24 protein-coding genes are annotated in these 26,199 nt (G+C 68.1%); 6 read left to right on the forward strand and 18 right to left on the reverse strand.

Annotated features, from left to right (window positions below; translation table 11 throughout):
- Nucleotides 1-83: 83 nt before the first annotated feature.
- Both nusA and rimP read right to left on the reverse strand, forming a co-directional pair.
- Complete coding sequence (gene nusA, locus ABIB29_RS16025; RefSeq protein ID WP_354173792.1) at nucleotides 84-1,064, reverse strand: transcription termination factor NusA; 981 nt, start codon at nucleotides 1,062-1,064, stop codon at nucleotides 84-86.
- A complete protein-coding gene (gene rimP, locus ABIB29_RS16030) occupies nucleotides 1,064-1,681 on the reverse strand; it encodes a ribosome maturation factor RimP (protein WP_354173793.1) in 618 nt (205 codons plus the stop codon). Before rimP ends, nusA begins: the two co-directional genes overlap by 1 nt.
- Nucleotides 1,682-1,796: 115 nt before the next feature.
- Here rimP and ABIB29_RS16035 point away from each other — a divergent pair, with 115 nt between their 5' ends.
- The 3 genes from ABIB29_RS16035 (at nucleotide 1,797) to ABIB29_RS16045 (ending at nucleotide 5,098) form a co-directional block, all read left to right on the forward strand.
- A complete protein-coding gene (locus ABIB29_RS16035; protein WP_354173794.1) occupies nucleotides 1,797-2,909 on the forward strand; it encodes a ferritin-like domain-containing protein in 1,113 nt (370 codons plus the stop codon).
- A 217-nt stretch (nucleotides 2,910-3,126) separates the two neighbouring features.
- Nucleotides 3,127-3,858, forward strand: a complete 732-nt coding sequence (locus tag ABIB29_RS16040) for a VIT1/CCC1 transporter family protein (protein WP_354173795.1) — start codon at nucleotides 3,127-3,129, stop codon at nucleotides 3,856-3,858.
- A gap of 115 nt (nucleotides 3,859-3,973) precedes the next feature.
- Entirely contained in the window at nucleotides 3,974-5,098 is a 1,125-nt protein-coding gene (locus ABIB29_RS16045) for an aminoglycoside phosphotransferase family protein (RefSeq protein WP_354173796.1), read from the forward strand.
- Here ABIB29_RS16045 and ABIB29_RS16050 read toward each other — a convergent pair.
- The 10 genes from ABIB29_RS16050 to dxr form a co-directional block, all read right to left on the reverse strand.
- Nucleotides 5,095-6,522 (reverse strand): pyridoxal phosphate-dependent decarboxylase family protein, encoded by a 1,428-nt coding sequence (locus ABIB29_RS16050; RefSeq protein ID WP_354173797.1) that lies wholly within the window; start codon nucleotides 6,520-6,522, stop codon nucleotides 5,095-5,097. The genes ABIB29_RS16045 and ABIB29_RS16050 overlap by 4 nt on opposite strands.
- Nucleotides 6,523-6,609: 87 nt before the next feature.
- Complete coding sequence (locus ABIB29_RS16055) at nucleotides 6,610-7,404, reverse strand: sulfite exporter TauE/SafE family protein (RefSeq protein ID WP_354173798.1); 795 nt, start codon at nucleotides 7,402-7,404, stop codon at nucleotides 6,610-6,612.
- 18 nt (nucleotides 7,405-7,422) lie between these two features.
- A complete protein-coding gene (locus ABIB29_RS16060; protein WP_354173799.1) occupies nucleotides 7,423-9,234 on the reverse strand; it encodes a proline--tRNA ligase in 1,812 nt (603 codons plus the stop codon).
- Nucleotides 9,235-9,687: 453 nt separating this feature from the next.
- Entirely contained in the window at nucleotides 9,688-10,575 is an 888-nt protein-coding gene (locus ABIB29_RS16065) for a GNAT family N-acetyltransferase (protein ID WP_354173874.1), read from the reverse strand.
- Nucleotides 10,538-11,704 carry a flavodoxin-dependent (E)-4-hydroxy-3-methylbut-2-enyl-diphosphate synthase gene (ispG, locus tag ABIB29_RS16070; protein WP_354173800.1) on the reverse strand — a complete coding sequence of 389 codons (1,167 nt, stop codon included), beginning with the start codon at nucleotides 11,702-11,704 and terminating at the stop codon, nucleotides 10,538-10,540. Before ispG ends, ABIB29_RS16065 begins: the two co-directional genes overlap by 38 nt.
- Before the next feature lie 38 nt (nucleotides 11,705-11,742).
- On the reverse strand, nucleotides 11,743-12,036 hold the full coding sequence (locus ABIB29_RS16075; protein ID WP_354173801.1) for a YciI family protein: 294 nt from the start codon (nucleotides 12,034-12,036) through the stop codon (nucleotides 11,743-11,745).
- 72 nt (nucleotides 12,037-12,108) lie between these two features.
- Nucleotides 12,109-12,615, reverse strand: a complete 507-nt coding sequence (locus ABIB29_RS16080; protein ID WP_354173802.1) for a hypothetical protein — start codon at nucleotides 12,613-12,615, stop codon at nucleotides 12,109-12,111.
- A complete protein-coding gene (locus tag ABIB29_RS16085; protein ID WP_354173803.1) occupies nucleotides 12,612-13,379 on the reverse strand; it encodes a MarR family transcriptional regulator in 768 nt (255 codons plus the stop codon). The genes ABIB29_RS16080 and ABIB29_RS16085 overlap by 4 nt, the downstream gene beginning before the upstream one ends.
- Before the next feature lie 234 nt (nucleotides 13,380-13,613).
- Nucleotides 13,614-14,945 (reverse strand): M50 family metallopeptidase, encoded by a 1,332-nt coding sequence (locus tag ABIB29_RS16090; RefSeq protein ID WP_354173804.1) that lies wholly within the window; start codon nucleotides 14,943-14,945, stop codon nucleotides 13,614-13,616.
- An 18-nt stretch (nucleotides 14,946-14,963) separates the two neighbouring features.
- Nucleotides 14,964-16,148 (reverse strand): 1-deoxy-D-xylulose-5-phosphate reductoisomerase, encoded by a 1,185-nt coding sequence (gene dxr / locus ABIB29_RS16095; protein WP_354173805.1) that lies wholly within the window; start codon nucleotides 16,146-16,148, stop codon nucleotides 14,964-14,966.
- Nucleotides 16,149-16,272: 124 nt separating this feature from the next.
- On the opposite strand from dxr, the gene ABIB29_RS16100 reads away from it, so the two are divergent.
- Nucleotides 16,273-17,739, forward strand: a complete 1,467-nt coding sequence (locus tag ABIB29_RS16100; RefSeq protein WP_354173806.1) for a lipase maturation factor family protein — start codon at nucleotides 16,273-16,275, stop codon at nucleotides 17,737-17,739.
- A 76-nt stretch (nucleotides 17,740-17,815) separates the two neighbouring features.
- Here ABIB29_RS16100 and ABIB29_RS16105 read toward each other — a convergent pair whose 3' ends face one another.
- Genes ABIB29_RS16105 through ABIB29_RS16115 form a run of 3 tightly spaced genes read right to left on the reverse strand, consistent with a single transcriptional unit; the run spans nucleotide 17,816 to nucleotide 20,905 of the window.
- On the reverse strand, nucleotides 17,816-19,348 hold the full coding sequence (locus tag ABIB29_RS16105; protein ID WP_354173807.1) for a tripartite tricarboxylate transporter permease: 1,533 nt from the start codon (nucleotides 19,346-19,348) through the stop codon (nucleotides 17,816-17,818).
- Nucleotides 19,341-19,862, reverse strand: a complete 522-nt coding sequence (locus ABIB29_RS16110; protein ID WP_354173808.1) for a tripartite tricarboxylate transporter TctB family protein — start codon at nucleotides 19,860-19,862, stop codon at nucleotides 19,341-19,343. The genes ABIB29_RS16105 and ABIB29_RS16110 overlap by 8 nt, the downstream gene beginning before the upstream one ends.
- A gap of 2 nt (nucleotides 19,863-19,864) precedes the next feature.
- Entirely contained in the window at nucleotides 19,865-20,905 is a 1,041-nt protein-coding gene (locus tag ABIB29_RS16115) for a Bug family tripartite tricarboxylate transporter substrate binding protein (RefSeq protein WP_354173809.1), read from the reverse strand.
- Nucleotides 20,906-21,078: 173 nt separating this feature from the next.
- Here ABIB29_RS16115 and ABIB29_RS16120 point away from each other — a divergent pair, with 173 nt between their 5' ends.
- Both ABIB29_RS16120 and ABIB29_RS16125 read left to right on the forward strand, forming a co-directional pair.
- A complete protein-coding gene (locus ABIB29_RS16120) occupies nucleotides 21,079-22,659 on the forward strand; it encodes an ATP-binding protein (protein ID WP_354173810.1) in 1,581 nt (526 codons plus the stop codon).
- Nucleotides 22,656-23,378 (forward strand): response regulator, encoded by a 723-nt coding sequence (locus ABIB29_RS16125; protein ID WP_354173811.1) that lies wholly within the window; start codon nucleotides 22,656-22,658, stop codon nucleotides 23,376-23,378. Before ABIB29_RS16120 ends, ABIB29_RS16125 begins: the two co-directional genes overlap by 4 nt.
- A 660-nt stretch (nucleotides 23,379-24,038) precedes the next feature.
- Here ABIB29_RS16125 and ABIB29_RS16130 read toward each other — a convergent pair.
- From ABIB29_RS16130 to ABIB29_RS16140, 3 genes are read right to left on the reverse strand one after another with little or no spacing between them, the layout of a single operon-like run.
- Nucleotides 24,039-24,872 carry an HpcH/HpaI aldolase/citrate lyase family protein gene (locus tag ABIB29_RS16130; protein ID WP_354173812.1) on the reverse strand — a complete coding sequence of 278 codons (834 nt, stop codon included), beginning with the start codon at nucleotides 24,870-24,872 and terminating at the stop codon, nucleotides 24,039-24,041.
- A complete protein-coding gene (locus ABIB29_RS16135) occupies nucleotides 24,869-25,438 on the reverse strand; it encodes a MaoC family dehydratase (RefSeq protein WP_354173813.1) in 570 nt (189 codons plus the stop codon). Before ABIB29_RS16135 ends, ABIB29_RS16130 begins: the two co-directional genes overlap by 4 nt.
- On the reverse strand, nucleotides 25,435-26,196 hold the full coding sequence (locus ABIB29_RS16140; protein WP_354173814.1) for a CoA transferase subunit B: 762 nt from the start codon (nucleotides 26,194-26,196) through the stop codon (nucleotides 25,435-25,437). Before ABIB29_RS16140 ends, ABIB29_RS16135 begins: the two co-directional genes overlap by 4 nt.
- Nucleotides 26,197-26,199 lie beyond the last annotated feature (3 nt).

The raw sequence follows: 26,199 nt of genomic DNA on the forward strand, positions 1-26,199 counted from the left end.
CGCGGGGACACGGACGCTGACGGGCGGGCCTGAACTGTCGCCCGTCGTGTTGCGGCCCCGTTGCCGGAGCCGCCGGTTGGAACTTATTTGTCGCGGCTGACCGCGGCATCCGAGACGATGTCGATCCGCCAGCCGGTGAGCTTGGCGGCGAGACGGGCGTTCTGGCCTTCCTTGCCGATGGCGAGGGAAAGCTGGTAGTCCGGGACCACGACGCGGGCCGAGCGGGTTGCCTCGTCAGTGATGGTGACCGAGTTCACCCGTGACGGGGAGAGAGCGCTGGCGATGAATGTCGCCGGATCGTCGCTGTAATCGACAATGTCGATCTTCTCGTCGTTGAGTTCGTTCATGACCGCACGGACGCGCGAACCCATCTCACCGATGCAGGCGCCCTTGGCGTTGATGCCGGGGTGGTTGGCCTTGACCGCCATCTTGGTGCGGTGCCCGGCCTCACGGGCGAGGGCAACGATTTCCACGGAGCGGTCCGCGATTTCCGGAACTTCCATTTCGAAGAGCTTCCGCACGAGGCCCGGGTGGGACCGGGACAGGGTGATGGACGGACCCTTGGTGCCGCGGTGCACGTCGATCACGAAGGCGCGGAGCCGGTTGCCGTGGATGTACTTCTCCCCCGGCACCTGCTCGGGCGGCGGCAGCAGTGCCTCCACCGTGCCCAGGTTGACCTGGATCATGTGCGGGTTGTTGCCCTGCTGGATGGTTCCGGCCACCAGCTCGCCCTCGCGGCCCTTGAACTCGCCGAGGACGTTGTCGTCCTCAACGTCGCGCAGGCGCTGCAGGATGATCTGCCGTGCGGTGCTGGCGGCGATGCGCCCGAAGCCGGCGGGGGTGTCTTCGAATTCACCGATCGGGGCGCCGTCGTCGTCGATCTCCGTGGCCCAGATGGTCACGTGGCCGCTCTTGCGGTCCAGCTCGGCCCGGGCCTTCTCGAAGGCTCCCGGCGTCTTGTGATACGCCACCAGCAGGGCCTGCTCGATCGTGGGAATCAGGAGATCCAGCGGGATTTCACGCTCACGCTCCAGGAGTCTCAGTGCGCTCATGTCAATATCCATTAGGCCTCCTCAGAAGGTCCATTGTTTGCGTTCTCCAGGCCGGCCTCTTCGAGGTGGCTGAACTCTATCTCGACTTTTCCGCTGCGGATCTTGTCGAAGGGAAGCTTGATGGGTTCGCCCTGTTTGGGCTTCATGCCCTTCTTCACGGCGATCTCGGGGACCAGGGTGACGCCGCCGTCGTCGACGGACTGGACCCGGCCAGTGACGTTCTCGCCCTGCAGGACATTAACTTTGACCATCCGGCCGCGGGCGCGGTGCCAGTGCCGCTCTTCGGTGAGGGGACGGCCGACGCCGGGCGAGGAAACCTCAAGCTCGTAGGGGCGTGAGTCAGTGCTGGGATCGTTGTCCAGGATGTCGGAGAGGGTCTTGGAGATCTCCGCGATGACGTCGAGACCTACGCCGCCCGTTTCGTCCTGCGGCAGGTCCACCACTACGTGGACCACCCGGTTGGCTCCGGCGACGTGAATGGACACGTCCTCCAGGTACAGCCGGTTTGCCAGGACTTCGGGTTCCAGGAGGGCATGCAGCCGCTCGGCCTCGAAGTTGTGAGCGGGTGCGGCTTCAGCCTTCCCCGATCCGGTCCGGTCTGTTGAAGTCGTGGCTTCTGCGTTGGTCATGATGCCGGCCGCCTCCCGTTAGATGATGTTGTGTGTACTAGCCTAGCGATTTTCCGGGCGCCGTGGTGCACTTCAGTTCCCGGCCGGCATGCCAACCATGACAACATGGTCTGTTGTGAAAGACGACAGCCGGGAAAAGCAGCGGCGGAAGCTCATTCCCCGCATCGCCCTCCTGGCCTGCCTCGCCCTCGTGGTCGTGAGCCTCGGGATCGCCTTGAGTCCCCGAAGTCCTGAGGAGCCCGCCGAACCGCCGTTTTCCGAACAGGCACGGTCCGCCGCGCTGGCCGAAACCCTGCGGCTGCGGGCCGCCGGTGAGGCTCTGGGCCGGCCCGCCTCCGGCGACGCGAAGCCCGCCGTCGTTCGGACTGTGAGTTTGCTGACAAGCCAGGCACGGGCCCTCCTGCTGCCGGGCCAGGACGCCACGGCTTCTCCCCTGCCGCCCGGTCCGGCTACCCCGTCTGCTGGTGCTCAGTCTGGTGCTCAGTCTGCTGCTCCCCTGCCGGCGTCGGCGGCCGCGCTGGCAACCGCGCTGGCGGATAGCGCCGGACAACGGCTCGCCGACGCTGCCGTGGCCGACGGCGGGATGGCCCGGCTGCTGGCCGCCGTCGGAACCGCCCAACTGCTGCAGGCATCCTCCCTCGCCGCGGCCGCCGGGGCGCCAGCCCCGGCGGTGCCTGCCCCAGCCGCACCCCGACTGTCCGGGGCATGCCCCAGCGCTGCAGCGCCACCGTCGTCCGCACCGGTGGATGATTCTTCCGCCCCGGCAGGAGCGGACGCCGCTGCAGCGACCCTGCCTGGAGCGCTGGCGGCGGCGGTGGAGACCGAACTGGAAGCCGTCTACGGGTACCAGGTGGCCCTGACCAGGCTGGGTGGCGAAGCGGCCGCCCGGGCGTCGGAGCAGCTCGCCACGCATGAGGCCCTCGCTGTTGGTGCCGAAGCACTGAGCAGGATCCATTGCGCCCCGGTGCCGCCGCGCGAAGCCGGGTACACCATGGCGCAGGGCTTCCTGGCCTCTCCCGCCGCTGGCCTGGGCAGACTGGAAGCCTCGGCGCTGCCGGTCTACGGCGACCTGGTGGCCCTGAGTGAGGGCCAGACCCGCCAATGGGCGATCGCCGGCCTCGCCGGTGCTGCACGCCGGTCCGCCCTTTGGGGTGCGGAGACCGGAGCCCTTCCCGGGCTGACTGCCGATCCGGCGGGGTTCCCCGCGCTGCCGGCACCCGTCCCGTAACTCCTGGGCGGCGGCCGGGCGCCGGGCGTCGGCCGTCCGGGGCGATTTTGCGGCCCGCAGGCCATGAATCCTGCGTCACAGGCGGCGTGTCCGGGTGTAAGTGCCCCCGCCGCGCCGTCCGCGGGAGGTCCGGGTGCCAGGGATTGCGGCGGCGAGGAAGCGCTTAGTTAGGTTCGTCATACTGGCCGGCTGTGGACGCCGGTGCTTTGCTGTACCCATGGACAGTCAAGCCGCCCCCATCCAGCACGAGAACGAGCCCCACCGCAATGACATCGCGCACCGCCTCAACTGGCTGCGCGCCGGTGTGCTGGGCGCCAACGACGGCATCGTCTCCGTCGCGGCGATTGTGGTTGGCGTCGCCGGTGTCACCACGGAGTCCGGCCCCATCCTCATTGCCGGTACCGCCGGCGTCGTCGGTGGCGCGATCTCGATGGCCCTGGGCGAATACGTCTCGGTGAGCAGCCAGAAGGACAGCCAGCGGGCCCTGATCGAGAAGGAACGCCGGGAACTGGAAGAACAGCCCGACGAGGAGCTCGAGGAACTCGCCGCCATCTACCAGGGCAAGGGTCTGACCGCGGACACCGCCCGGACCGTGGCCAAGGAACTCACCGCCCATGATGCCCTCGGCGCCCACCTGTCCGCGGAACTGCATATCGACGAGACAGACATTGTCAGTCCGTGGCATGCCGCGTTCGCCTCCGCCGCGGCGTTCCTGGTCGGCGCGGTCCTCCCCATGCTTGCCATCCTGCTGCCGCCGGAGAACATCCGGGTTCCGCTGACCTTCGTGGCTGTGCTGGTCGCCTTGGCCCTGACCGGAGCCATCGGCGCCTGGATCGGCGGCGGCTCGAAGATGAAGGCGGCCGTGCGGGTGGTGATCGGCGGCGCCGCGGCGCTCGTCGCGACCTTCCTGATCGGCAGTTGGCTCGGAGCCAGCGGCATCACCGTCTGACCCTCCTGCTGCGCCGGCAGGATCCTGACCTGCTGACAACGCGGGCCGGTGTGACGAAGCGGGACCGCCCGGCCCGGCGGACCCCTGACGCCCGGCAGCAACTACGCTGGATCCGATGAGTCAGCCAACCGACGTCCCGATTCCGCCCGACCTCAGCCGCCGCTACGGCGGCAGCTCAACCGGCCGCGCCTGGCTTGCCTCGCTCCCCCGGCTGGTTCGGCACTGCCTCGACCGGTGGCAGCTCGAGCTTGACCTCGCGCCCGGCGCCCTGCCGTGGAACGGCCACGGGGCCATCGTCGTCCCGGTGCGGCTTCGCGCCAGCGCCACCATCGGGACCGGGACCGGCACCGGCAACAAGGCTAACTCCGGCACCACGGCCGGTGAAGCAAGCCGGCAGGCTGCGCGCCAGGTGGCCGTCCTGAAGATCGCCTATCCGCACGACGCAGCGCTCGTGGAACCGCAGGCGCTCGCTCTCTGGAACGGGCACGGTGCGGTCCGGCTGCTGGCCAGCGACGCCGAGGCCGGTGCGCTGCTGCTGGAGCGCCTGGACGCCGCCCGCTCCCTCCAGGGCGTGCCCCTGGACGAGGCGGTCCCGGTGTGGGGTGCGCTGGTTCGCCGGCTCAGCCTTGTCCCCGACGAACGCCCGGAATGGGCGGCTTTCGACCACGTGGCGGCCCGGGCCGAGCAGTGGAGTGATGAGCTGCCGGAGAGCTGGGAACGGCTGGGCCGGCCCTTCCCGCGCTGGCTGCTGGAAGCCGCGCTTGAGGTCTGCCAGACCCGCGGGGCCGTGGGCCGCCGCTCCGGGCGGGACGTGCTGGTCCATACCGACCTGCACTCTCTGAACGTCCTCGCCCGGTTCGGCAGTTCGGAGGCGGGCGGCGGCGGTGAACCGGCCAATGGCTGGGCCGCGATCGATCCGCAGCCCATGCTCGGCGAGGCGGAATTCGCGGTGGCGCCGTTGCTGTGGAACCGGCTCCGTGAGCTGTCCCGGGCGGATCCGGAACGGGCCCTGCGGGAGCGCTGCGGGGACTTCAGCAGGGCCGCCGGACTCGACGCCGAGGTGGCCCGGCAATGGAGCCTGGCCCGGGAGGTCGAAAACGCGCTCTGGTACGCCTCGAAACCCCGGCACGGGGGCGACCTCGCCCGGTCGCTCTGGGTGGCCAGCACACTGGCCGGCCGCACGCTCCCGGAGCTCCCCGCGCCCCACGAGCTGCCGGCACCGGGGGAAGCCGCCAGCTAGCTGCTGTGTCCGCGGACCGCCGCCACGGCGTCCTTCACGGCGTCGACGGCGGCTGCCACGTCGGGGTCGTCCGTGCTCCAGTTGCTGACAGAGATCCGCAGAATGTCACGGTCCTGCCAGCGCGAACCGGACATCCAGACCCGGCCGTCAGCGATGATCCGGGCCGTCACCGCACGGGTCGTGGCGTCGTCGCCGAAGGCCAGGGAGACCTGGGTGTAGTCGACGTCGTTGAGCACCTCGACGCCGTCCAGCGCCGACAGCTGCTCCGCCAGTTGCCGGGCGTGCAGCACCAGCCCGCGGACCTGGCCGGCGACGCCGTCCCGGCCCAGTGATTTCAGCGCGGCCCACACCGGCACCCCTCGCGCCCGTCGGGACAGTTCCGGCACCGACTCGAAGGGGTCCGCGGCGCCGTCCGCGTCCTGGATCAAGTAGCTGGTGTGCAGACCCATGGCCGACCGCAGCGCCCGGGCATCCCGGACCACCGCGATCCCGCAGTCATAGGGCACGTTGAGCGTCTTGTGCGCGTCGGTGCCCCAGGAGTCGGCGCCCTGCAGCCCGGCGGTCAGCGCGGCGAGTTCGGGGACGGCAGCGGCCCAGAGCCCGAACGCCCCGTCCACGTGGACCCAGGCGCCGTGTGCCTTTGCGACGGCGATTGCCTCCACGAACGGATCAAAGGCTCCGGAGTGGAGGTTCCCGGCCTGCAGGCAGACCAGCAGCGGCGCCGGGCCCGGTCCTGCGGCCGCGACCTGTCCGACGGCGCTGGCCAGGGCCAGGTCCAGCTCCCACGGGTTGATGCGGCCCTGCCGGTCCGCGGGGACCACTGTGGGCCGACCCAGCCCCAAATACCGCAGGCCGAGGTCAATCGAGTCGTGCCGTTCCTCGCCTACGAAGCAGTGGATCCGGGGCGCACCGAAGAGGCCGTCGCCGCCGAGGTCCCAGCCGGCGTCGGTCATCAGGCGCCACCGTCCCGCCGCCAGGCCGGTGAAGTTGGCCATCGTGGCGCCGGTGGCGAAACCGACGTCGGACTCTTTGGGCAGACCCAGCAGCTCCAGCAGCCATTTTCCGGCGGCTTCCTCGATGGCGGCCGTGGCCGGAGAGGCGAAGCGGAGCACGGCGTTCTGGTCCCAGGCGCTGACCAGCCAGTCCGCGGCCAGCGCTGCCGGCAGCGTGCCGCCGATGACCCAGCCGAAGAACCGTCCGGAGGGCATGGCCATCAGCCCGGGTTCGGCCTTTGTGGCGAGGTAGTCCACCACCTCCGCCGCCGGCGTTCCCTCCCGGGGCAACGGACCGCCGAAGTCTGCCGCGAGGTCCGTCGCGGTCACACGCGGGCCCACAGGCCGTGTTTCCTGGCTCTCCAGCCACTGGCGTGCGTGCCGGGCCGCAGCCTCCAGGGCATCGCGGTAGCGTTCAACAGGTGCTGACATAGCTGCATGCTACGCCCGCGGCCAGGGGACGGGCAGGGTCTAAAGGACGGCAGCGTTCCAGGAAGGGAACAGGGGGTGAGCGGCAGGCTAAGCGAAGCTTTCCTGCCAGATGTCCGAGCCGAGCTTGATGATCAGGGCACCCACCACGGCGAGGAACACGATGCGGATGAACTTGTTCCCCTGCTTGACGGCGGTCCGGGCGCCGAGGTAACCGCCGGCCATGTTCGCCAGGCCCAGGACCAGCCCGAGACCCCACAGCACGGCACCATGCGGCACGAAGAACAGCAGGGCGCCGGCGTTGGTGGCCATGTTCACGATCTTGGCCTTGGCGCTGGCTTCGAGGAAGGCATAGCCCATCGCCGAGACGAGCGCGATGATCAGGAAGGACCCGGTGCCTGGCCCGATCAGTCCGTCGTAAAAGCCGATCACGCCGCCGATCAGGCACGCCAGCACGTAGTGCCGGTGGCCGTTGTGCCGCAGCCTGGTCAGCTCCCCCACGTTCGGGCGGAAGGCCGTAAACAGCGCGACCGCGACCAGCGCCACCACGATGATGGGTTTGAACACGCTCGCCGGGAGGTTCGCCGCCAGCACCGCCCCGCCGAAGCTGCCGGCCATGGCGATGACCGCCATGGGCAGCGCGGTCCGCAGATCCGGCCGCACCCTGCCGTAGTAGGTGACGGCACTGGTGGTGGTGCCGAAAATCGAGCCCATCTTGTTCGTCGCCAGCGCCTGCACCGGGCTGATGCCCGGCACCAGCAGCATCGCCGGGAGCTGGATCAGTCCCCCGCCGCCGACGACGGCATCGACCCAGCCCGCGGCGAAGCCGGCGACCACAATCAGGATGAGGGTACTGAGCTCGATCGACTCGAGTCCGGAAACCACGCCTGGACGGAGTGCGGGTTAGTGGTTGCGGACGGCGTCGAGAACGTAGTCGACCGCCTTCTCGACGGCGATGTTTTCGGCGTTGCCGCTGCGGCGGTCCTTGATCTCGACCACCCCGTCGACCAGCCCGCGGCCGACGGCGAGGATGGTGGGCACGCCGACGAGTTCGGCGTCGCCGAACTTCACGCCCGGGGACACCTTGGGGCGGTCGTCGTAGATCACGTCGAGGCCGGCGGCTTCCAGTTCGAAAGCCAGCTTCTCCGCCGCGGCGAAGATCTCCTCGCCGCGGCCAACGGCCACCACGTGGACATCGGCCGGAGCGACCGAGCGCGGCCAGATGAGGCCCTTGTCGTCGTGGTTGGATTCGGCCAGGGCCGCGACGGCGCGGGTGACGCCGACGCCGTAGGAACCCATGGTGACCACCACCTGCTTGCCGTTCTGGTCCAGGACCTTGAGTTCCAGCGCCGCGGCGTATTTGCGGCCGAGCTGGAAGATGTGGCCCATTTCGATGCCGCGGGCGGTCTCCAGCGGACCGGATCCGTCAGGGGCCTCGTCGCCGGCGCGCACCTCGGTGCACTCGATAACGCCGTCCCAGCCGAAGTCGCGTCCGGCGACCAGGCCGAAGACGTGCTTGCCGGCCTCGTTGGCGCCGGTGACCCAGGCGGAGCCGCTGACGACGCGCGGGTCCACGAGGTAGAGCAGCTTGGCGGCGCCCTCGGTGCCCAGCAGGGGCGTGTCCAGGGACAGCCCGGGGCCGAGGTAGCCCTTGACGATAAGGGGCTGCTTCTTGAGGTCTTCCTCGTTGGCGGCCTCGAGGATGATCTCGCCGGCGATCGGCAGGAAGGACCCGATGTTCGCCTCCACGCGCTTGAGGTCGACGCCGCGGTCGCCCGGAACGCCGATGACGACGATCTGGCGTTCCCCGGTCGGCAGGGTGACGGCGAGAACAACGTTTTTCAGCGTGTCAGCGGCAGTCCAGGCGCCGCCGTCGGCCCCGGTGCGGGGCACCAGGAGGTTGGCGGCATCCACGAGGGTCTCGATGGTGGGGGTATCCGGGGTGTCCCGGACTTCGGCGGCCGGGGCGTTGCTGAAGTCGATGTCCGCGGGAACCACGGTGGTGACGGCCTCGACGTTGGCTGCGTAGCCGCCGGCGGAACGCACGAAGGTGTCCTCGCCGATCTCGGTGGGGTGCAGGAATTCCTCACTCTTGGATCCGCCCATGGCACCGGCCGTCGCGGCGACCGGAATGACCTCGAGGCCGAGGCGCTCAAAGATCTTCAGGTAGGCGCCGCGGTGCGCGGCGTAGCTGGCGTCCAGGCCGGCGTCGTCAACGTCGAAGGAATAGGAATCCTTCATGATGAACTCGCGGCCGCGCAGCAGTCCTGCCCGGGGACGTGCCTCGTCGCGGTACTTGTTCTGGATCTGGTAGATGCTCAGCGGCAGGTCCTTGTACGAGGAGTACAGGTCCTTGACCAGCAGGGTGAACATTTCCTCGTGCGTGGGCGCCAGCAGGTAGTCGTTGCCCTTGCGGTCCTTGAGCCGGAAGATGCCCTCGCCGTACTCGGTCCAGCGGTTCGTGGCTTCGTAGGGCTCCTTGGGCAGTAGTGCCGGGAAGTGCACTTCCTGGGCGCCGATGGCGGACATTTCCTCGCGGATGACTGCTTCGACCTTGCGCAGCACGCTCAGTCCCAGCGGCAGCCAGGTGTAGATGCCCGGGGCGGCCCGGCGGATGTAACCGGCGCGGACCAGGAGCCTGTGGCTGGCCACCTCGGCGTCGGCGGGATCTTCACGCAGGGTGCGCAGGAACAGCTTGGAGAGTCGAAGGACCACTGGGTATCTATCCGTTTCTGGGAAGGTGCGGGGCGAAGCAGCAAAGCTGTGAATCTAGCTGTGAACAGAGCTGTGAATCAGTAGAACCGGCGAAACCGGCCCACGGGTCAGGTACTAATCTACCGTCAGCCCGGACATGGAAGAGCCACGCCATAACTGACGGAAGCCCCTGGCCGTTGCCGGCTGGTCATCCTGTCATGGCGTGGCTCTGCGGCCCCAGCACCGCCAAATTACTGGCCGTGAGTTCCGTTGTGTTGCCCCCAAGGGCGTCTGCATCCCCGGCTCATGCTCCCGGGAAACGCGTGCCCATGCGACACGGCTAGCTCGAACTTATGTGACGCAGGGCACGAAAACAAGAGTCCGCATCCAGATATTTTTCTGTAGTGCCGGGGATACTGCTGGGACAGAAGAATTCTGCAGTGAACTGAGTGCTGCCGCTGGGGAGCTCGGCGGCTAGAAGAGCACCGTAGCGAACGTCCCCACCTGTCGGAAGCCGACCCGCTCGTAGGTGGCGCGGGCCCGGGAGTTGAAGTTGTTCACGTAGAGGCTGGTGACCGGGGCGAGGGTCTGGGCCAGGACAACGGCGGCGGCCATGTACCCGGCGCTGAGGCCCTGGCCGCGGAATTCCGGGTTCATCCAGACGCCCTGGACCTGCGTCACCTCCGGGGTGACCGCACCGAGCTCGGCTTTGAAGACCACGTCGCGTGCGGGGTTCAGGTGGACCATGGAATGCCCCTCTCGGATCAGGCCCTTGACCCGGCGGCTGTAGTACTCCCGGCCGCCAAGGTACGGCGAATACCCCACTTCCTCTTCGAACATCGCCGCGCAGGCGGGCAGGATCTTGTCGAAGTCCGCCAGCTGGCCAAAGCCCAGCAATGGATTGGGGGCCACGGCGGGAGGCCCGGAGATCGTCATCAGCGGCTGGTCCTCGCGGATCTCATGCGCCGCCTGACCGAACTGCTCCAGCCCGGCGTGCAGGGCCAGGACAGTGTCGGCCGGGCCGAAAATCGACGCGTACCGGCGCCCGGAGCGGTGTGCGGCCGCAGCCACCACACCGGCAAGGCCGGGGTCCAGCTGCACCGGAACCAGGTTCGCGCCGGCCCAGCACGCTCCGAGGAGCGCACCGCCGTCGAACACGCCAAGAATGCTTGCGCCGCCGGTGGTGGGTGCCGCCGTACCGGCGGTCGCCAGATGCGACAGGATGAAGACATTGGCGACGGCGTCCTGCCGCGCCAGGTCCACCAGCTGGGATGTGTCCGGGCCTCCCAGGGTCCGGACTGCGACGCCGGGAGCGGCGCCGTCCTTACGAGACGCTAACCACGGGGCTACCCTTGACAGCATCTTCGCCATCGGCCTCCCCCATCTCTTCAGCGATACGCATGGCCTCTTCGATCAGTGTCTCAACAATCTGGTTCTCGGGCACAGTCTTGATGACCTCGCCCTTCACAAAGATCTGTCCCTTGCCGTTGCCCGACGCGACGCCGAGGTCGGCTTCGCGGGCTTCGCCCGGTCCGTTGACGACACAGCCCATCACGGCAACGCGCAGTGGGATCTCCATGCCTTCCAGACCGGCCGTGACCTGCTCGGCCAGCGTGTAGACATCCACCTGGGCGCGGCCGCAGGACGGGCAGGAGACGATCTCGAGTTTGCGCGGGCGCAGGTTGAGCGACTGCAGGATCTGATTGCCGACCTTGATTTCCTCCACCGGCGGGGCGGAGAGGGAAACCCGGATGGTGTCACCGATGCCGCGGGACAGCAGGGCGCCGAAGGCCGTGGCCGATTTGATGGTGCCCTGGAAGGCGGGGCCGGCCTCGGTGACTCCGAGGTGCAGCGGCCAGTCGCCCTGTTCGGCGAGCATCTCGTAGGCGGCGACCATAATGACGGGGTCATTGTGCTTGACCGAGATCTTGAAGTCGTTGAAGCCGTGCTCTTCGAACAGCGACGCTTCCCAGACCGCGGACTCCACGAGGGCCTCCGGGGTGGCTTTGCCGTACTTCTTCAGGATTCCCGGCTCCAGCGATCCGGCGTTGATGCCGATCCGGATCGAGGTGCCGTGGTCCTTGGCCGCGCGGGCGATTTCCTTGACCTGGTCATCGAATTTGCGGATGTTGCCGGGGTTCACCCGGACCGCCGCGCAGCCTGCCTCGATCGCGGCAAAGACGTACTTCGGCTGGAAGTGAATGTCCGCGATCACGGGGATCTGGGACTTCCGGGCGATGATCGGCAGGGCCTCCGCGTCGTCAGCGGACGGGCAGGCGACGCGGACAATGTCGCAGCCGGAGGCCGTGAGTTCGGCGATCTGCTGCAGCGTGGCGTTGATGTCCGTGGTGGGCGTCGTGGTCATTGACTGCACACTGATCGGCGAGTCGGAGCCGACGCCGACCGAACCCACCTTGATCTGGCGGGTCTTGCGGCGCGGCGCGAGGACGGGGGGCGGTGCTGACGGCATTCCCAGGCTGACCGAGGTCACATGGACTCCTTGTATTGAAGTAGGTCTGGCGGGGACGGTTAGGCGGCGTGGCCGGCCAGAAGGCCGGTCAGGGGAGCCCAGACCATCGTGCGGGTGCCGGAGATGGCACCGGCGGCGGCGAAGGGATCCTGCTTGAGGACCTCGTTCAGGGCCTGCTCGTCGGCAGCCTTGAAGATCAGCAGGGCGCCGGCGCCGTCACTGTAGGGGCCGCTTGCGAGCAGCGTTCCGTCCTGGGCAAGTCCGGCGGTCCATTCGCGGTGCGCCGGGCGGGTGGCGTCGCGGGCTTCGGAGGATTCGGCGTCGTATACGTACTCAACAGCAAAAACAGTCATACGGATACACTATCGCCCCGTCGGCCAGGTACCCATCCGGCGGGCGGCCGGGCAGACTTGCGGCGGGCGGCGTCAGCCGAGGAGGAGCACTTTGGCCAGGGCGGCGACGCCGGCCGCCCACAGCAGGGACGTGAGGGTGCCGATGATGAACCGTTCCGCGGCGACCGGCGTCTCCTTCAGTTCGGCGAAGCGGCCCAGGCCCTTGATCGCGACGACGTAGGCGATGGCGACCGGTTCGCCGACGAGGATCGCGAGGCAGACCGCAAGGCGCTCCAGCACCCCGATGATTGCGCCGCCGCGCAGTATCCGGACGCTGCTGACCGAGACTGCCCCGGAGCCTGCTGCCGGGGCAGACGTACCGGCGGTACCGGAGGTGGCGGATGATGTGCGGGCGGCACCGGTGGTGACAACGGGATCAACGGTGACGTCCGCCGCGGGGTCATTCGCCAGGTCGGCGACGCCGGCCCCTGCGTCCTGCCGGTCGTCGATGGTCCGGGCGAGCCGGAAGACCAGCGCTGTCACCGGCCAGCCGACGAAACCGGCCGTGAGCAGGGTCAGGGTGATCCAGAGCGCGTTCACCGGTCTCCTTCCGTGCTGTCCCGGGGGCGGTTGTCCGGGGCCTGGGGCCCGCCCGCGTCCGGGGCGCGGTCCGCGGGCAGCCCGCGGGCGTCGTCGTTGCCGGCGATGACTCCGTGGGCGAGGGCCAGCAGCATTTCCGCCGCAGGCCTCGCGGCCCATTCTTCCTGCCAGCCGGAGCGCAGCAGTGCACGGCTCACCGATTGTTCGGTGATTCCCAGTTCTTGGGCAGCGATTTTCTGCGTGCCATGCGTGCCGGAGTGGCCGTGCTGTACCGAGCGCAGCACATCCACGACCTTCCACTGGGCGGTTGTACGGTCCTGAACCAGCCGTCCGATCAGCCGCAGCACCGCCTCGGCGTTGGCGCAGGCGCGGGCGCCGGCCGAGCCCGCGGGCGAGGGGGCAGCCTCTCCCCTGCGCAGTCCGCCGGAGACGACGGCCAGCGGCACGTGAGCGGCGCCGGACTTGGCCTTCTCGACGGCCACGCGCGCCGCCACGAAGGCCGGCCCGGATCCTTCCCGCGGGCTCGCAGGCAGCGGCAGGTCCACCGCCCCCACCCCGATTCCCACGTACCAGCGTCCGCTGCGCAGGGCGTGCAGTGCGATCTCGACAACTTCATCCGGGCGTTCCACGACTCCCTGGACCTCGTCGCCGACGGATCGTTCGAAGCGCCCGGCGGTGGAGAGCCCGGCCAGCTCCGCCAGGAGTCCCGGAACACGGTCGACGTCTGCGCTGCTGCCGCGCTGGTCGATGGTCATCACGTACATAGCCCCACCCTAGGGGGCTGATCCTGCGGAATCAATCACTTTCAACTGATTACCAAAAATAAGTCAAAATAAGCTGATGTTTGTCAATCAACCGCATCCGATTACCGCGTCGTCGCGGCTCGGGCCTTCCGAAGTCGCCGGACAGCTGTCAGATCGCCGTTTCGTTCCGACGACCTGGCAGCTTTCCGGCGATTCCGAGTTTTTCCACACAGGGGCCGGCCGGCCGCCGCCGCGTCAGCCGAAGAGGTTGACCGGCTTGACGATGTCCGCGTAGATCAGCAGGGCGCCCATGCCCATCAGCAGCACCGCCACCACGTAGGTGACCGGGAGCAGCCTGGCGATGTCGAACGCGCCGGGGTCCGGACGGCCGAACAGCTTGGCGATCCTGCGGCGGGTCCCTTCGTACAGCGCGCCGGCCACGTGGCCGCCGTCGAGCGGCAGCAGCGGAATGAGGTTGAAGACGGCCAGGGCGAAGTTGAGCCCCGCCAGCAGCCCCACCAGGGTGGCCACCCGGGACTGCATTGGCACCTGCTCCATCGCGGCGACCTCGCCGGCCACCCGCCCCACACCGACCACACTGATGGGCCCGTTGGGGTCGCGCGGCGCCTCGCTGAACGCTGCCTCCGCCACGCCGGCCACCCGGGCCGGCAGGTTCAGAACGACGCCGGCGATCTGCTTAATGTTCTCCCCCGCCATCGGCAGGACCGTCGACGCCGGCTGCGGCACCAGCGCGGTCTGCGCACCGATGCCCAGGAAGCCGACGTCCTGGTACTGGAGGGTGCCGTCGGCGCTCTTGGCCTGGCGGCCGTCGTCGCCCACCACGGGACGCGCGGAGAGAACCGGCGTGACGGTGGTGGTGACCGGGACGCCGTCGCGCGCCACCGTGATGCTGACCTGCCTGTCCGCCGACGCGCGGATCCAGCCGGTGAGTTCATCCCAGCTGGTCACGGCCTTCCCGTCGAAGGAGGTGATGACGTCGTTGGGCTGCAGTCCGGCGGCGGCGGCGGGTGTGAGCTTGCAGTCGGCGGAGTCCGGATCCACGGTTTCGCCGGCCTTGACCTGGCATTTGGAGACGTCGGCGATGGTGGTGGTCTGGGTGGCCATGCCGAAGCCCATCAGCAGCACGGCCGTCAGTGCGAGTCCGATCAGCATGTTCATGGCCGGGCCGCCGAGCATCACCACGATCTTCTTCCAGACCGGCAGCTTGTAGAACACACGGTTCCCGTCGGCGGGACCGACCTCCTCGTGCGCCAGGGAGCGGGCGTCCGAGGCGAGGGACTGGAACATGCCGGTGCTGGAGGTGCGCACGGTGCCGTCGTCCTTGTTCGGCGGGTACATGCCGATCATGGAGACGAAGCCGCCCAGCGGGATGGCCTTAAAGCCGTATTCGGTCTCGCCCTTCTTGCGGGACCAGAGCGTGGGCCCGAAGCCGATCATGTATTTGGTGACACGGACCTTGAACAGCTTGGCCGGCAGCAGGTGGCCCACCTCGTGCAGGGCAATGGACACGGCGATGCCGATCGCCACAAAGACGACACCGAGGATAAAGAGGAGGACGGGATTCATGCTTGGATCTGCTGCTTCCTAGACGCTTCTGACGGCTAAACGTTCGTGGGTGCGGGCGCGTGCCCATCTTTCAGCATCCAGCACGGACTCCAGCGTCAGCCCGGAGGATCCTGTGTGTTCGCTGAGGACTGCTTCGATGGTATCGACGATGTCGGTGAAACGGATCCGGCCGGCATGGAACGCCATCACGGCTTCCTCGTTCGAGGCGTTGAAGACAGCCGGGTAGGTGCTCCCCCGCCGTGCGGCTTCCTTCGCCAGTTCGACGGCGGGGAACGCCTCGGTGTCCAGCGGCTCGAAGGTCCAGCTGGTGGCTTTGCTCCAGTCGCACGGCCGGGCCGAGCCGGGGACGCGGTCCGGCCAGCCCAGGCCCAGGGCGATGGGCAGGCGCATGTCCGGCGGGGAGGCCTGGGCGATCGTGGACCCGTCGACGAACTGGACCATCGAGTGGACCACGGACTGGGGATGGACCACGACGTCGATCTTCTCCAGCGGGATGTCGAAGAGCAGGTGCGCCTCGATCACTTCCAGGCCCTTGTTCACCAGGCTGGCGGAGTTGGTGGTGACCATGAGTCCCATGTCCCAGGTGGGGTGGGCCAGCGCGTCCTTCGGGGACACATCGTGCAGCTCGTGCCGGGACTTGCCTCGGAACGGTCCGCCGGAGGCCGTGAGGATCAGCCGGTCCACCTCGGCCGCGCTGCCGGAGCGCAGACACTGGGCGATGGCGGAGTGTTCGGAATCGACCGGGACGATCTGGCCTTCGCGGGCCGCAGCCTTAACCAGGGCGCCACCGACAATCAGGGATTCCTTGTTGGCCAGGGCCAGGGTCGCGCCGGATGTGAGCGCGGCCAGGGTGGGCGCCAGTCCGATGGAGCCGGTGATGCCGTTGAGCACCACGTCGGCCTCGATCTCCGCGATCCGGGTGGACGCGTCCGGCCCGGTGATGATCTCGGGACGGTAGCCCGTCACCCCGGCCGCGCCGGCGGCGTCATTGATCAGGGTCTGGAGGGCGCCCGCGTCCCCGGATGCCGTACCGATGGCCTGGGCCCGGGTGTGGACGGCCTGCCGGGCCAGGAGTTCGAGGTTCCCGCCGCCCGCGCTGAGCGCCACGACTTCAAACAGGTGCGGGGCGCCGTCGACGACGTCCATCGCCTGTGTGCCGATGGAACCGGTGGACCCGAGGAGGACGATCTTGCGCGGCTGCATGGTTCAAGTATCCCGCACCGCGCCCGGTGCCCGGGTTGCCCCGCGAGAGGGAGGGCCATCAGCGGCCGACGGCGGGATGTGGCCGCGCATTGACGCTCCAAAGCGCAGGCGTAACGTGGGGATCGTGGAGTGGACGGCCTGGTTTGATGCGCCGGAGTATGAGTTCGCCCGGCAGGTTCTCCAGCGCGGCATCGCCACGCTCTACTTCGTGGCTTTTCTGTCCTCGCTCAACCAGTTTCCGGCCCTCCTCGGCGAGCGCGGGCTGTTGCCGGTGCCGGATTTCCTGGCACGCTCCCGCCGCCTGCGCCGGCCCACCCTGTTCAGCTGGCGTTACTCGGACCGGCTGCTGCGCGCCGTCTGCTGGGGCGGGATGGCGATTGCCGCCACAATCATCCTGGGCCTGCCGCAGCTGGGCCCGCCGTGGGTTCCCCTGCTGGCGTTCCTGGCGCTGTGGCTGTTGTACATGTCGATCGTCAATGTGGGGCAGACGTTCTATGGTTTCGGCTGGGAAATGCTGTTGCTCGAGGCCGGGTTCATCGTGGCCTTCCTTGGCTCCGACCAGACTCCCCCGCCGCGGACCATCCTGATCCTGCTGGCCTGGCTGGTGTTCCGCCTCGAGTTTGGCGCGGGGATGATCAAGATCCGCGGCGGCCGGGAGTGGCGTGAGCTGACCGCCCTGTACTACCACCACGAGACGCAGCCGATGCCGGGGCCGCTCAGCCGGCAGGCGCATTTGCTGCCCAAGCCGTGGCACCGGATGGAGGTCCTGGGCAACCATGTCGCCCAGCTGGTGGTGCCGTTCTTCCTCTTTGCCCCACAGCCGCTGGCCAGCGCGGCCGCGGGGATCATCATCCTCACCCAGCTGTGGCTGGTGGCGAGCGGGAACTTCGCCTGGCTCAACTGGATGGCGATCCTGCTCGCCTTCGCCGCCGTCAGCGATCCGGTGGCGCATGCTCTGGTCCCGGCGATCCCGCTTGACTGGCACGCTGGGGCGGCCGGCACCGCGGCCGGCAGCCAGGCGCCGGCCGCGTGGCTCGTGGTGGTCCTGCTCGCCACCGTGCTGCTGGTGGTGCTCAGCTACCGCCCGATCGAGAACCTGTTCTCCCGCTACCAGCTGATGAACGCCGCCTTCAACCGCTGGCAGCTGGGGAACACCTATGGCGCCTTCGGCACGGTCACGAAGCAGCGGATTGAAATCGTCGTGGAAGGAACCCTCGCCGCGGAACCCGACGACACTGCGGACTGGCGGGAATACGGGTTCCGCGGAAAGCCCGGCGAGGTCCGCCGCATCCCGCGCCAGTGGGCGCCCTACCACCTGCGCCTCGACTGGCTGATGTGGTTCCTGCCGCTGCGCACCGTGCACGAGGAGTGGTTCTACGCCTTCCTGGCCAAGCTTCTGGAGGCCGACCGCCCCACCCTGCGCCTGTTGCGGCATGATCCGTTCGACGGCGCCCGGCCCCGCTGGGTGCGGGCCCGCAGCTACCTGTACCGCTTCGCCACCCGGAAGGAATTCCGCGCCACGGGCCAGCGCTGGATCCGGATCCCGCTGCACGAGTCCATTCCGCCGCTGTCCCTGCCGCCGGATGGCTGAAAGCCGTTGGACGCAGATGGCCGGAATGGTTTTCACCATTCCGGCCATCTGAGGCGAGGCAGTGGAGCATCCCTGCCTAGACGGACAACTCGTCCTTCACCGGCGCGGCCTCGAGCGCAGCCTGGCGGCGGCGAAGCCACCAGGAGCCCACGAAGATCAGGGCCATGGAGATGTACACAACCACCGCGAACGGCGAGGAGAACAGGGCCGTGGGATCGTTCTGGGAGAGCTGGAGCGAGCGCCGCAGCTGCACTTCGAACATCGGGCCGAGAATCATTGCCACCACCATGGGCGCCACGGGATAGCCGTACCGGCGCATAAAGTAGCCCAGGATGCCCACGATCAGCAGGATCCCGACGTCGGCCGCGGCAAAGTTCACCGAGAAGGCGCCCAGTGCCGCGAAGACCAGGATGCCCGCGTAAAGGTAGGGCCGGGGAATCTGCAGGATCTTCACCCACAGGCCCACCAGCGGCAGGTTCAGCACCAGCAGCATCAGGTTTCCGACGTACAGGGAGGCGATCAGGGTCCACACCAGCGCACCCTGGTTCTCGAAGAGCAGCGGCCCGGGCTGGATCTGGTAGCGCTGGAACGCGGTGAGCATCATGGCCGCGGTCGCCGTCGTCGGAATTCCGAGCGTCAGCAGCGGGACCAGGACGCCGGCGGCAGCGGCGTTGTTCGCCGCTTCCGGACCGGCCACGCCCTCGATGGCGCCCTTGCCGAACTGTGCCTTGTTCTGGCCCTTGGCCAGTTTCCGTTCCGCGGCGTAGGACAGGAAGGTGGAAACGTCCGCGCCGCCCGCCGGCACCGTGCCGATGGGGAAGCCGATGAAGGTGCCCCGCAGCCAGGGCTTCCAGGACCGCTTCCAGTCCTCCTTGGACAGCCAGGCGTTCTTGCCCTTGCTGACCGGGATGACCTCGACCGGCCCGTGCCGCAGTTTCGACGCCACGTACAGTGCCTCCCCGAGGGCGAACAGGCCCACGGCCACCAGGACCATGTCGACGCCGTCCACCAGCGTGGGGTTGTCGAAGGTGAAGCGCTGTTGCGCGGTGCTGTCATCGATGCCGATCATCCCGATGAACAGCCCCAGGGCCAGCGACGCGAGGCCGCGCAGCACGGAGGCGCCCAGCAGGGCCCCGACGGTGAGGAATGCCACGATCATAAGTGCCACGTAGTCCACGGGTCCCAGGCCCACGGCAAGTTCCGCGACGACTGGCGCCAGGAAGGTCAGCAGCACGGTCGCGATGGTACCGGCGACGAACGAGCCGATCGCCGCCGTCGCCAGTGCCGCCGCGCCCCGGCCGGCCTTGGCCATCTTGTTGCCCTCGAGCGCCGTGACGATCGAGGATGACTCGCCCGGGGTGTTGAGCAGGATGGAGGTGGTGGAGCCGCCGTACATGCCGCCGTAGTAGATGCCGGCGAACACGATCAGGGCGGCCGCGGGGTCCAGCGCATAGGTGATGGGCATCAGCAGCGCGACGGTCATCGCCGGACCGATGCCGGGAAGCACGCCGACGGCGGTGCCGACGAAGACGCCGCCCAGGGCGTACAGCAGATAGACCGGCTGCAGCGCCGTGGAGAAGCCCTCAAGGAGCATCATGAAGCTATCCATTGAAGAACGGCACCCCCTCGAGCAGCGGGCCCGGCGGCAGGGAGACGCCCAGCAGCCCGCCGAAGACGTACTGGAGCACGAGTGCCAGCACCACGGAAATGATGACCGCCTTCCAGAGCGGTTTGGCCTCAAGGGACCATGCCGCCCCGCTGAACAGCACGGCTGCGGCTACGGGCCAGCCTGCCGGTTCGATCAGGAAGATGTGGAGCACCACGAAGCCCACGAGTTTCGCCAGGGCCACCCAGTCGGTCTTGGCGGTGACGTCGAGGTCTTCGCTTTCCTCGGCCTGGCCCACCTTGCCGCGGAACACCTGGGCAACGATGCCTGTGCCGACGAGCACCAGCATGGTGCAGACGATGTAGGGGAAGGCGCGCGGGCCGATGCCGGTCTCCGACGGCGGGATCGGGATGGACCCCGCCGTCAGGAGGCCCGCGGCGCCCACGCTCACGAACACCAGGGCGAAGAGGATCTCCCCCGTGGGCCGCTTGGCGGGCGTGCTGACTTGGATGGACATTGTTACTTGACCAGGCCGATCTCAGTCAGCGTGGTCTTGACCTTGGTGATGTCCTCGGTGAGGAATGTCTTGAACTCGTCGCCGGCGAGGAAGGCGTCGTCCCAGTTGTTCTTGGCCAGGGTGGCCTTCCAGGCTTCGGTGTCGTGCAGCTTGGTGACAACCTCGGTCAGCTTCGCCTTCTGTGCGTCGTCGATGGAACCCGGTGCCACAACGCCGCGCCAGTTGGTCAGTACGACGTCGACACCCTGGTCCTTCAGCGGCTTGACGCCCGGCAGGGCCGGGGCCTCGGAGGTGCCTGAGACGGCGAGCGCCCGGACCTTGCCGGCCTTGACCTGCTCGGCGTACTCCCCCACGCCGGAGATGCCGGCCTGGACCTTGTTGCCGAGCAGGGCGGCGATCGATTCGCCGCCGCCGGAGTAGCCGATGTAGTTCAGCTTGTCGGGTTCGACGCCCTGGGACTTGAGGATCTGGCCGGCCAGGATGTGGTCCGCGCCGCCGGCTGAACCGCCGGTGATCGCGACGCCCTTGCCATTGGCTTTGATATCATCCACGAGGTCCTGGACGGACTGGTACTTGGACGACGCCGGGACCACCAGGACCAGCGGTTCTTCGGTCAGGCGGGCGATGGGGGTGGTGTCCTCCAGCCGGGTCTTGGCGGCGTTCGTTTCCACGGCACCCACCATGACGTAACCCATCACCATAAGCGTGTTGGCGTCCTTTTCGGTGGCGAGCTTGGCGAGGCCGTTCGTGCCGCCGCCGCCGCCGATGTTGCTGACCTGGGCGGAGGTGACGAGTTTGTTGGACTGCAGGTCCTGCTGCATCGCACGGCCCGTCTGGTCCCAGCCGCCGCCCGGGTTGGCAGGAACAATGATGCTCAGCTTCTTGATCGGATCAGCGGCCGAGCCCTGGCCTGCTGCCGTGCCGCTGGCACCGGTGGCGCCGCCGGCACACGCCGACATGGCCAGTACGATGCCGGCCGCACCGGCAGCGAGCGCAGCCCGGCGGGTGAAGTTGGTCCGCGTGAAACTGGGGTGGGAGGTCATGGTTTCTCCTTGTATGAATGTGACGCACGTCATCGGAATCACTTCCCAGAGACTAGGAGCAGCCCGGCGCGGAGACCAGAATTTGGCCGTAGAGGTAGTAGTGGTCATATTGGTCACGGCCCGAAGCCCGGGATTGGCTGTGGCGGGGCCGGCCGGGATGGGAAACTTGTGACATGGTTCACAGGATTCCCTTACGCTTCCAGCTGGTCGCGCTGCAGCTCGGCATCGTGCTGGCTGTCCTGACAGCGGTGGGGGCCGTGACTATCCGGATGCAGGAGCAGCAGCTCAGGGACGCGTACAAGGGCAGGCTGATCGGGGTCGCCGAAAGTGTGGCCCGGCTGCCCTCGGTGGTGAATGCCTTCGGGACACCGCAACCGGCCCAGACCATCCAGCCCATCGCCGAAGTCATCCGGCAGGCCTCAAATGTCACCTATGTGGTGGTGACGGACCGCAACGGTGTCCGCCAGTCCCACCCGAACCCGGCGGAAATCGGCCGGCCCGTGTCGACCGATCCTTCCGTGCCGCTGTCCGGCGAGATCTACGTCGGCACGCAGACAGGAACCCTGGGTGAGTCCTGGCGGGTCAAGGTTCCCATCTTTGACAGTGCCGGCACCGTCATTGGCTCGGCCTCGGTGGGCGTGCTGGAGAGCACCCTGGCCCAGGATCTCTACGAGGACCTGCCGCAGTTGTTCGGCTGGCTTCTCGGCGCTGCGCTGCTCGGGTCGCTGGGGGCGATGTACATCTCCAAGCTCGTCTGGCGGCGGATCTACAAACTGGAGCCGGAGGACATTGCGGCCCTGCTCGAGACCCGCGACGCGATGCTCCACGGCCTGGGCGAGGGCCTCGTCGCCGTCGACGCCGAGGGCAAGGTCGCGCTCGTCAACGACGAAGCCCGCCGGCTGCTGGGTGTGGGCGAGGAGATCATCGGACAACCAGCCGGCGAATGCCTGGAACCCGGAGTCCGCCGGATGCTCATCGCCGGATCGGCCACCGAGGAACTGGTGCTCTCCGGCGAACGAATCCTGCTCGGGAAGGTCAACGCCGCGAAGGTGGACGGCCGGGAGGTCGGCAAAGTCCTCATTCTCCGTGACCGCACCGAGCTCCACACAGTCCTCCGCGACCGCGACGGCGCTTTGGACGTGACGCAGGCCCTCCGGGCCCAGGCGCATGAATTTGCCAACAAACTGCACGTGATCTCGGGCCTGCTGGAACTCGGCGAACAGGCCAAGGCCGTGGAATACCTGGGCCGCAGCCACAGCGACGCCGCGTTCGTCAACCGCCCGCTGGCCGCAGGAATCACCGACCACGACGTGCGGGCGCTCCTGATTGCCAAGTCCACCGTCTGCGCCGAGCGCGGCGTCGAGATCCTGGTGAGCCCGGATTCGGTGTGCACCCCGGACGGTACCGGTGACGTCATCACGGTCCTTGGGAACCTGATCGACAACGCGGTGGACGCCGCGGGCTACGACAGCACAGTGGCCGTTCGGCTGGATGAGGCTCCCGACGGCGAACGCACCATCACGGTCGAGGACGACGGCCCGGGCGTCCCCGAGCCGGAGCGGTCCGCTGTCTTCGAAGCCGGTGTCACCACCAAACTGGCTGAGGGCATCAACAGCCGGGGCTTCGGGCTGGCTTTGGTCCAGCGCGTGGCCAGGCGCCGGGGAGGCGCGGCGTCGGTTGCGTCCTCCGCGCTGGGCGGCGCCTGTTTCACCGTAACCCTGAAGACAAAAGAGGCGGAACTACAAAAGCAATGAGCTCCATACGCACCCTCATCATTGACGATGACGTGGCAGTGGCCGGGATCCACCATGGGTTCCTGCTGGCCCGCGGCGGCTTCGACGTCGTCAGCCTGGCCCACACCGGGCAGCAGGGCCTGGACCTGGCGGCGCAGCTGCAGCCGGAACTGGTCCTGCTGGATATCCACCTTCCGGACATGTCCGGCCTGGACGTGCTCCAGCAACTCCGCGGCCGCCAGCAGGCCCTGGACGTCCTGGTCATTACGGCGTCGAGGGAGCTAGAGACGGTCCGCAGCGCCATGGCCGGCGGGGTACTGCACTATCTGGTGAAGCCGTTCACGTCCCAGGCCCTGAACGAACGGCTCGACGAGTACCTGCTCCTGCGCCGCGAACTCGCTGCGGGCGGGGCTGCCGGACCGCTGGACCAGGACAGCATCGACCGTCTCGTGGCCCCATCACGCCGGGCCACCGCTGCAGATACCGTGGCGGGGTCTCAGGCCGGGCCCCCGGCAAGGCTGCCCAAGGGGCTGTCCCGACCCACGCTGGATGCCGTCATCGAGGCGCTCAAGTCCAGCCCGCAGGACGTCTCGGCGGCCGGGATGGCCCTTCAGCTCGGACTCTCGCGGGTCAGCGCACGGCGCTACCTCGAATATCTGGTCATCCATGGCTTCGCCCGGCTGACGCCCCGCTACGGTGCTGCGGGGCGGCCGGAGAACAGGTACTTGTGGAAGCGCTGAGCATGTCCAGTCTTCATGTGCAGCGATGAGCATGTCCAGTCTTCATGAGCAGCGCTGAGCATGTCCATCCGCCACGGTGGAACACCCGGACAGGGTTGCGCGCCGGGAACCATCCATCTGACGCTAATGGCCGTTACGGTGCACCCATCTGACGCAAATGACCGCTATGGGATCCGCCAAAGCGGCCATTCGTGGCAAATCGATGAAGTTCCACCCCGCAGGGCCGTCCTGGTGAAGCCACGGTGCACCCATCTGACGCAAGTGGCCGTCACGGTGCACCCACCTGACGCAAGTGGCCGTCACGGTGCACCCATCTGACGCAAATGGCCGCTATGGGATCCGCCAAAGCGGCCATTCGTGGCAAATCGATGAAGTCACACCCCGCAGGGCCGTCCTGGTGAGGCCACGGTGCACCCACCTGACGCAAATGGCCGCTACGGGACCCGCCAAAGCGGCCATTCGTGGCAAATCGATGAAGTCACACCCCGCAGGGCCCTCCATCCGAGGCCACGGCGCACCCATCTGACGCAAATGGCCGCTAAGGGACCCGCCAAAGCGGCCATTCGTGACGGATCGATGCGGCCTACACCACGGAACCGGGCGCAGCTCTGCACCAGCCGCACGCCCCGCCAGTGAACTGGGTGCCGGAACCTCCCGAAGCTAGTGCCCCGCCCGCCGCAAAGTTGATTCGGCGTGTTTGAGGATGGGCCCGTCGATCATCTTGCCCTGGAGCTGGAACACGCCCGAGCCTGACGCGGCGGCGGCGGCCAGCAGTTCGGTGGCTGCCGCGACCTCGGCCTCGGACGGCGCGTAGGCCCCGCGCACCACGGCCACCTGGCTCGGGTGGATACACGCCTTGGAACCGAAACCTGAGGCGACGGCGTCGCGGGCTTCGACGGCGAGACCTGCAAGGTCCGGGATGTTGACGTACACCGAGTCGACGGCTTCCTTGCCGAAGGCCCGGGCGGCCAGCAGGACCGTGGAGCGGGCCTGCAGGGCAACCGCACGGTAGGCGCCGTCGTCCGTCCTGCTGGAGGTGCCGCCGAGCGAGGCGAGCAGGTCTTCGGCGCCCCACATCAGCCCGACCACGTTGGGTTCGGCCGCGATGGCGGCGGCATTGACGACCCCCAACGCCGTCTCACAGAGCGCAATCACGCTGTAGCCCTCCAGCTCCCTGAGCTGCTCGGCGCTTTCGGCCTTGGCGAGCATGACGTGCCGGTACGGAGTGTGCTTGAGGCAGTGCAGGTCTTTCTCGAATTCCTCCGTGCCGGCCGGGTTGATCCGGACGATCGTGCGGCTCGGGTCCAGCTCGGGCACGTCCCCGGTAGCGCCGAGCTGGGCGAGGATGGCGCCGCGGGCACGCTGTTTGTCCGCCGGCGCGACGGCGTCTTCCAGGTCCACGATCACGGCGTCGGCACGCTCGGCGGCCTTCTGGTAGCGCTCGGGACGGTCGGCAGGGCAAAACAGCAGGGCGGGGCCCATCAGGAAGCTCATGTGTCTATTCTGCCCTTGTGTGCCCGTTCTTTCCCGGCAGAGTTTGCCTGCTGCGCGGCGGTGTGCGCGTCCCGGGTCCACATCAGGCAACTGCGGGTGGCGAGTGCCACCACCTCGCCGTGCTGGTTCCGGCCGGTGTGTTTCATGGTCACAATCCCCTGGCCCGGGCGGGAGGAGGACAGCCGCTTCCCGGTCACGACTGTCTCCGTATACAGGGTGTCGCCGTGGTACATCGGATGCGGGAAGGACACGTCGGTGAGCCCCAACTGGGCGATGATGGTGCCCTGGGTCAGCTGCGGAACGGACTGCCCCACCACCGTGGCCAGGGTGAACATGGAGTTGACCAGGCGCTGGCCGAACGGCTGCTCCGCGCTCCAGGCAGCATCGAGGTGCAGGGCCTGGGTGTTCATGGTCATGGTGGTGAAGAGGACATTGTCCGCCTCGGTCACGGTCCGGCCGGGCCGGTGCGCGTAGACCACGTCCTCCTCGAGCTCATCGAAATACAGCCCGCGCTGTTCAATGACACGCGGTTCAGTCACGCGCTCCTGCAGGGGTTCGGTCGTCATACGGTCAGTTCCTGGTCTTCCTCGAAGAGTTCGGCGCCGGTGGCCGCAGCCACGTCCTCGGCCGTGACATTGGGGGCGAGTTCACGCAGGACCAGCCGGGATGTGCTTCCCTCGGTCACCACGTCGATGACCGCCAGGTCAGTGATGATGCGGTCCACGCAGCCTTTGCCGGTCAGGGGCAGCGTGCACTGTTCCACGATCTTGGGCCTGCCGCTCCGGTCCACGTGCTCCATCATCACGATCACTTTCTTGGCGCCGAACACCAGGTCCATGGCGCCGCCCATGCCCTTGACCATCTTGCCCGGGATCATCCAGTTGGCCAGGTCCCCGTTCTGGGCCACTTCCATCGCACCGAGTACGGCAACATCGACGTGCCCGCCGCGGATCATGCCAAAGGACGCGGCGGAGTCGAAGAATGCGGCGCCCTTGTTGACCGTGACGGTTTCCTTGCCGGCGTTGATCAGGTCCGGATCCACCGCGTCCTCCGCCGGGTACGGACCGACGCCGAGGATGCCGTTCTCGGAGTGCAGGACCACCTCGACGCCGGCGGGGATGTAGTTGGGAATCAGCGTGGGCATGCCGATGCCGAGGTTGACGTACTGCCCGTTGCGCAGTTCCTGCGCCACCCTGGCGGCCAGTTCGTTGCGCGTCCAGCCTTTACTCTCCACCCCGGCAGGGTGTTCGACGGCGGCAGGCCGGTACTCGTGGCGGACCGCTTCGGGGCGGGGCGGCGCCCCCTGCAGGCTGTTGGAATCCATGGC

Source organism: Arthrobacter sp. UYEF36 (assembly GCF_040547025.1).
Taxonomy (GTDB): domain Bacteria; phylum Actinomycetota; class Actinomycetes; order Actinomycetales; family Micrococcaceae; genus Arthrobacter.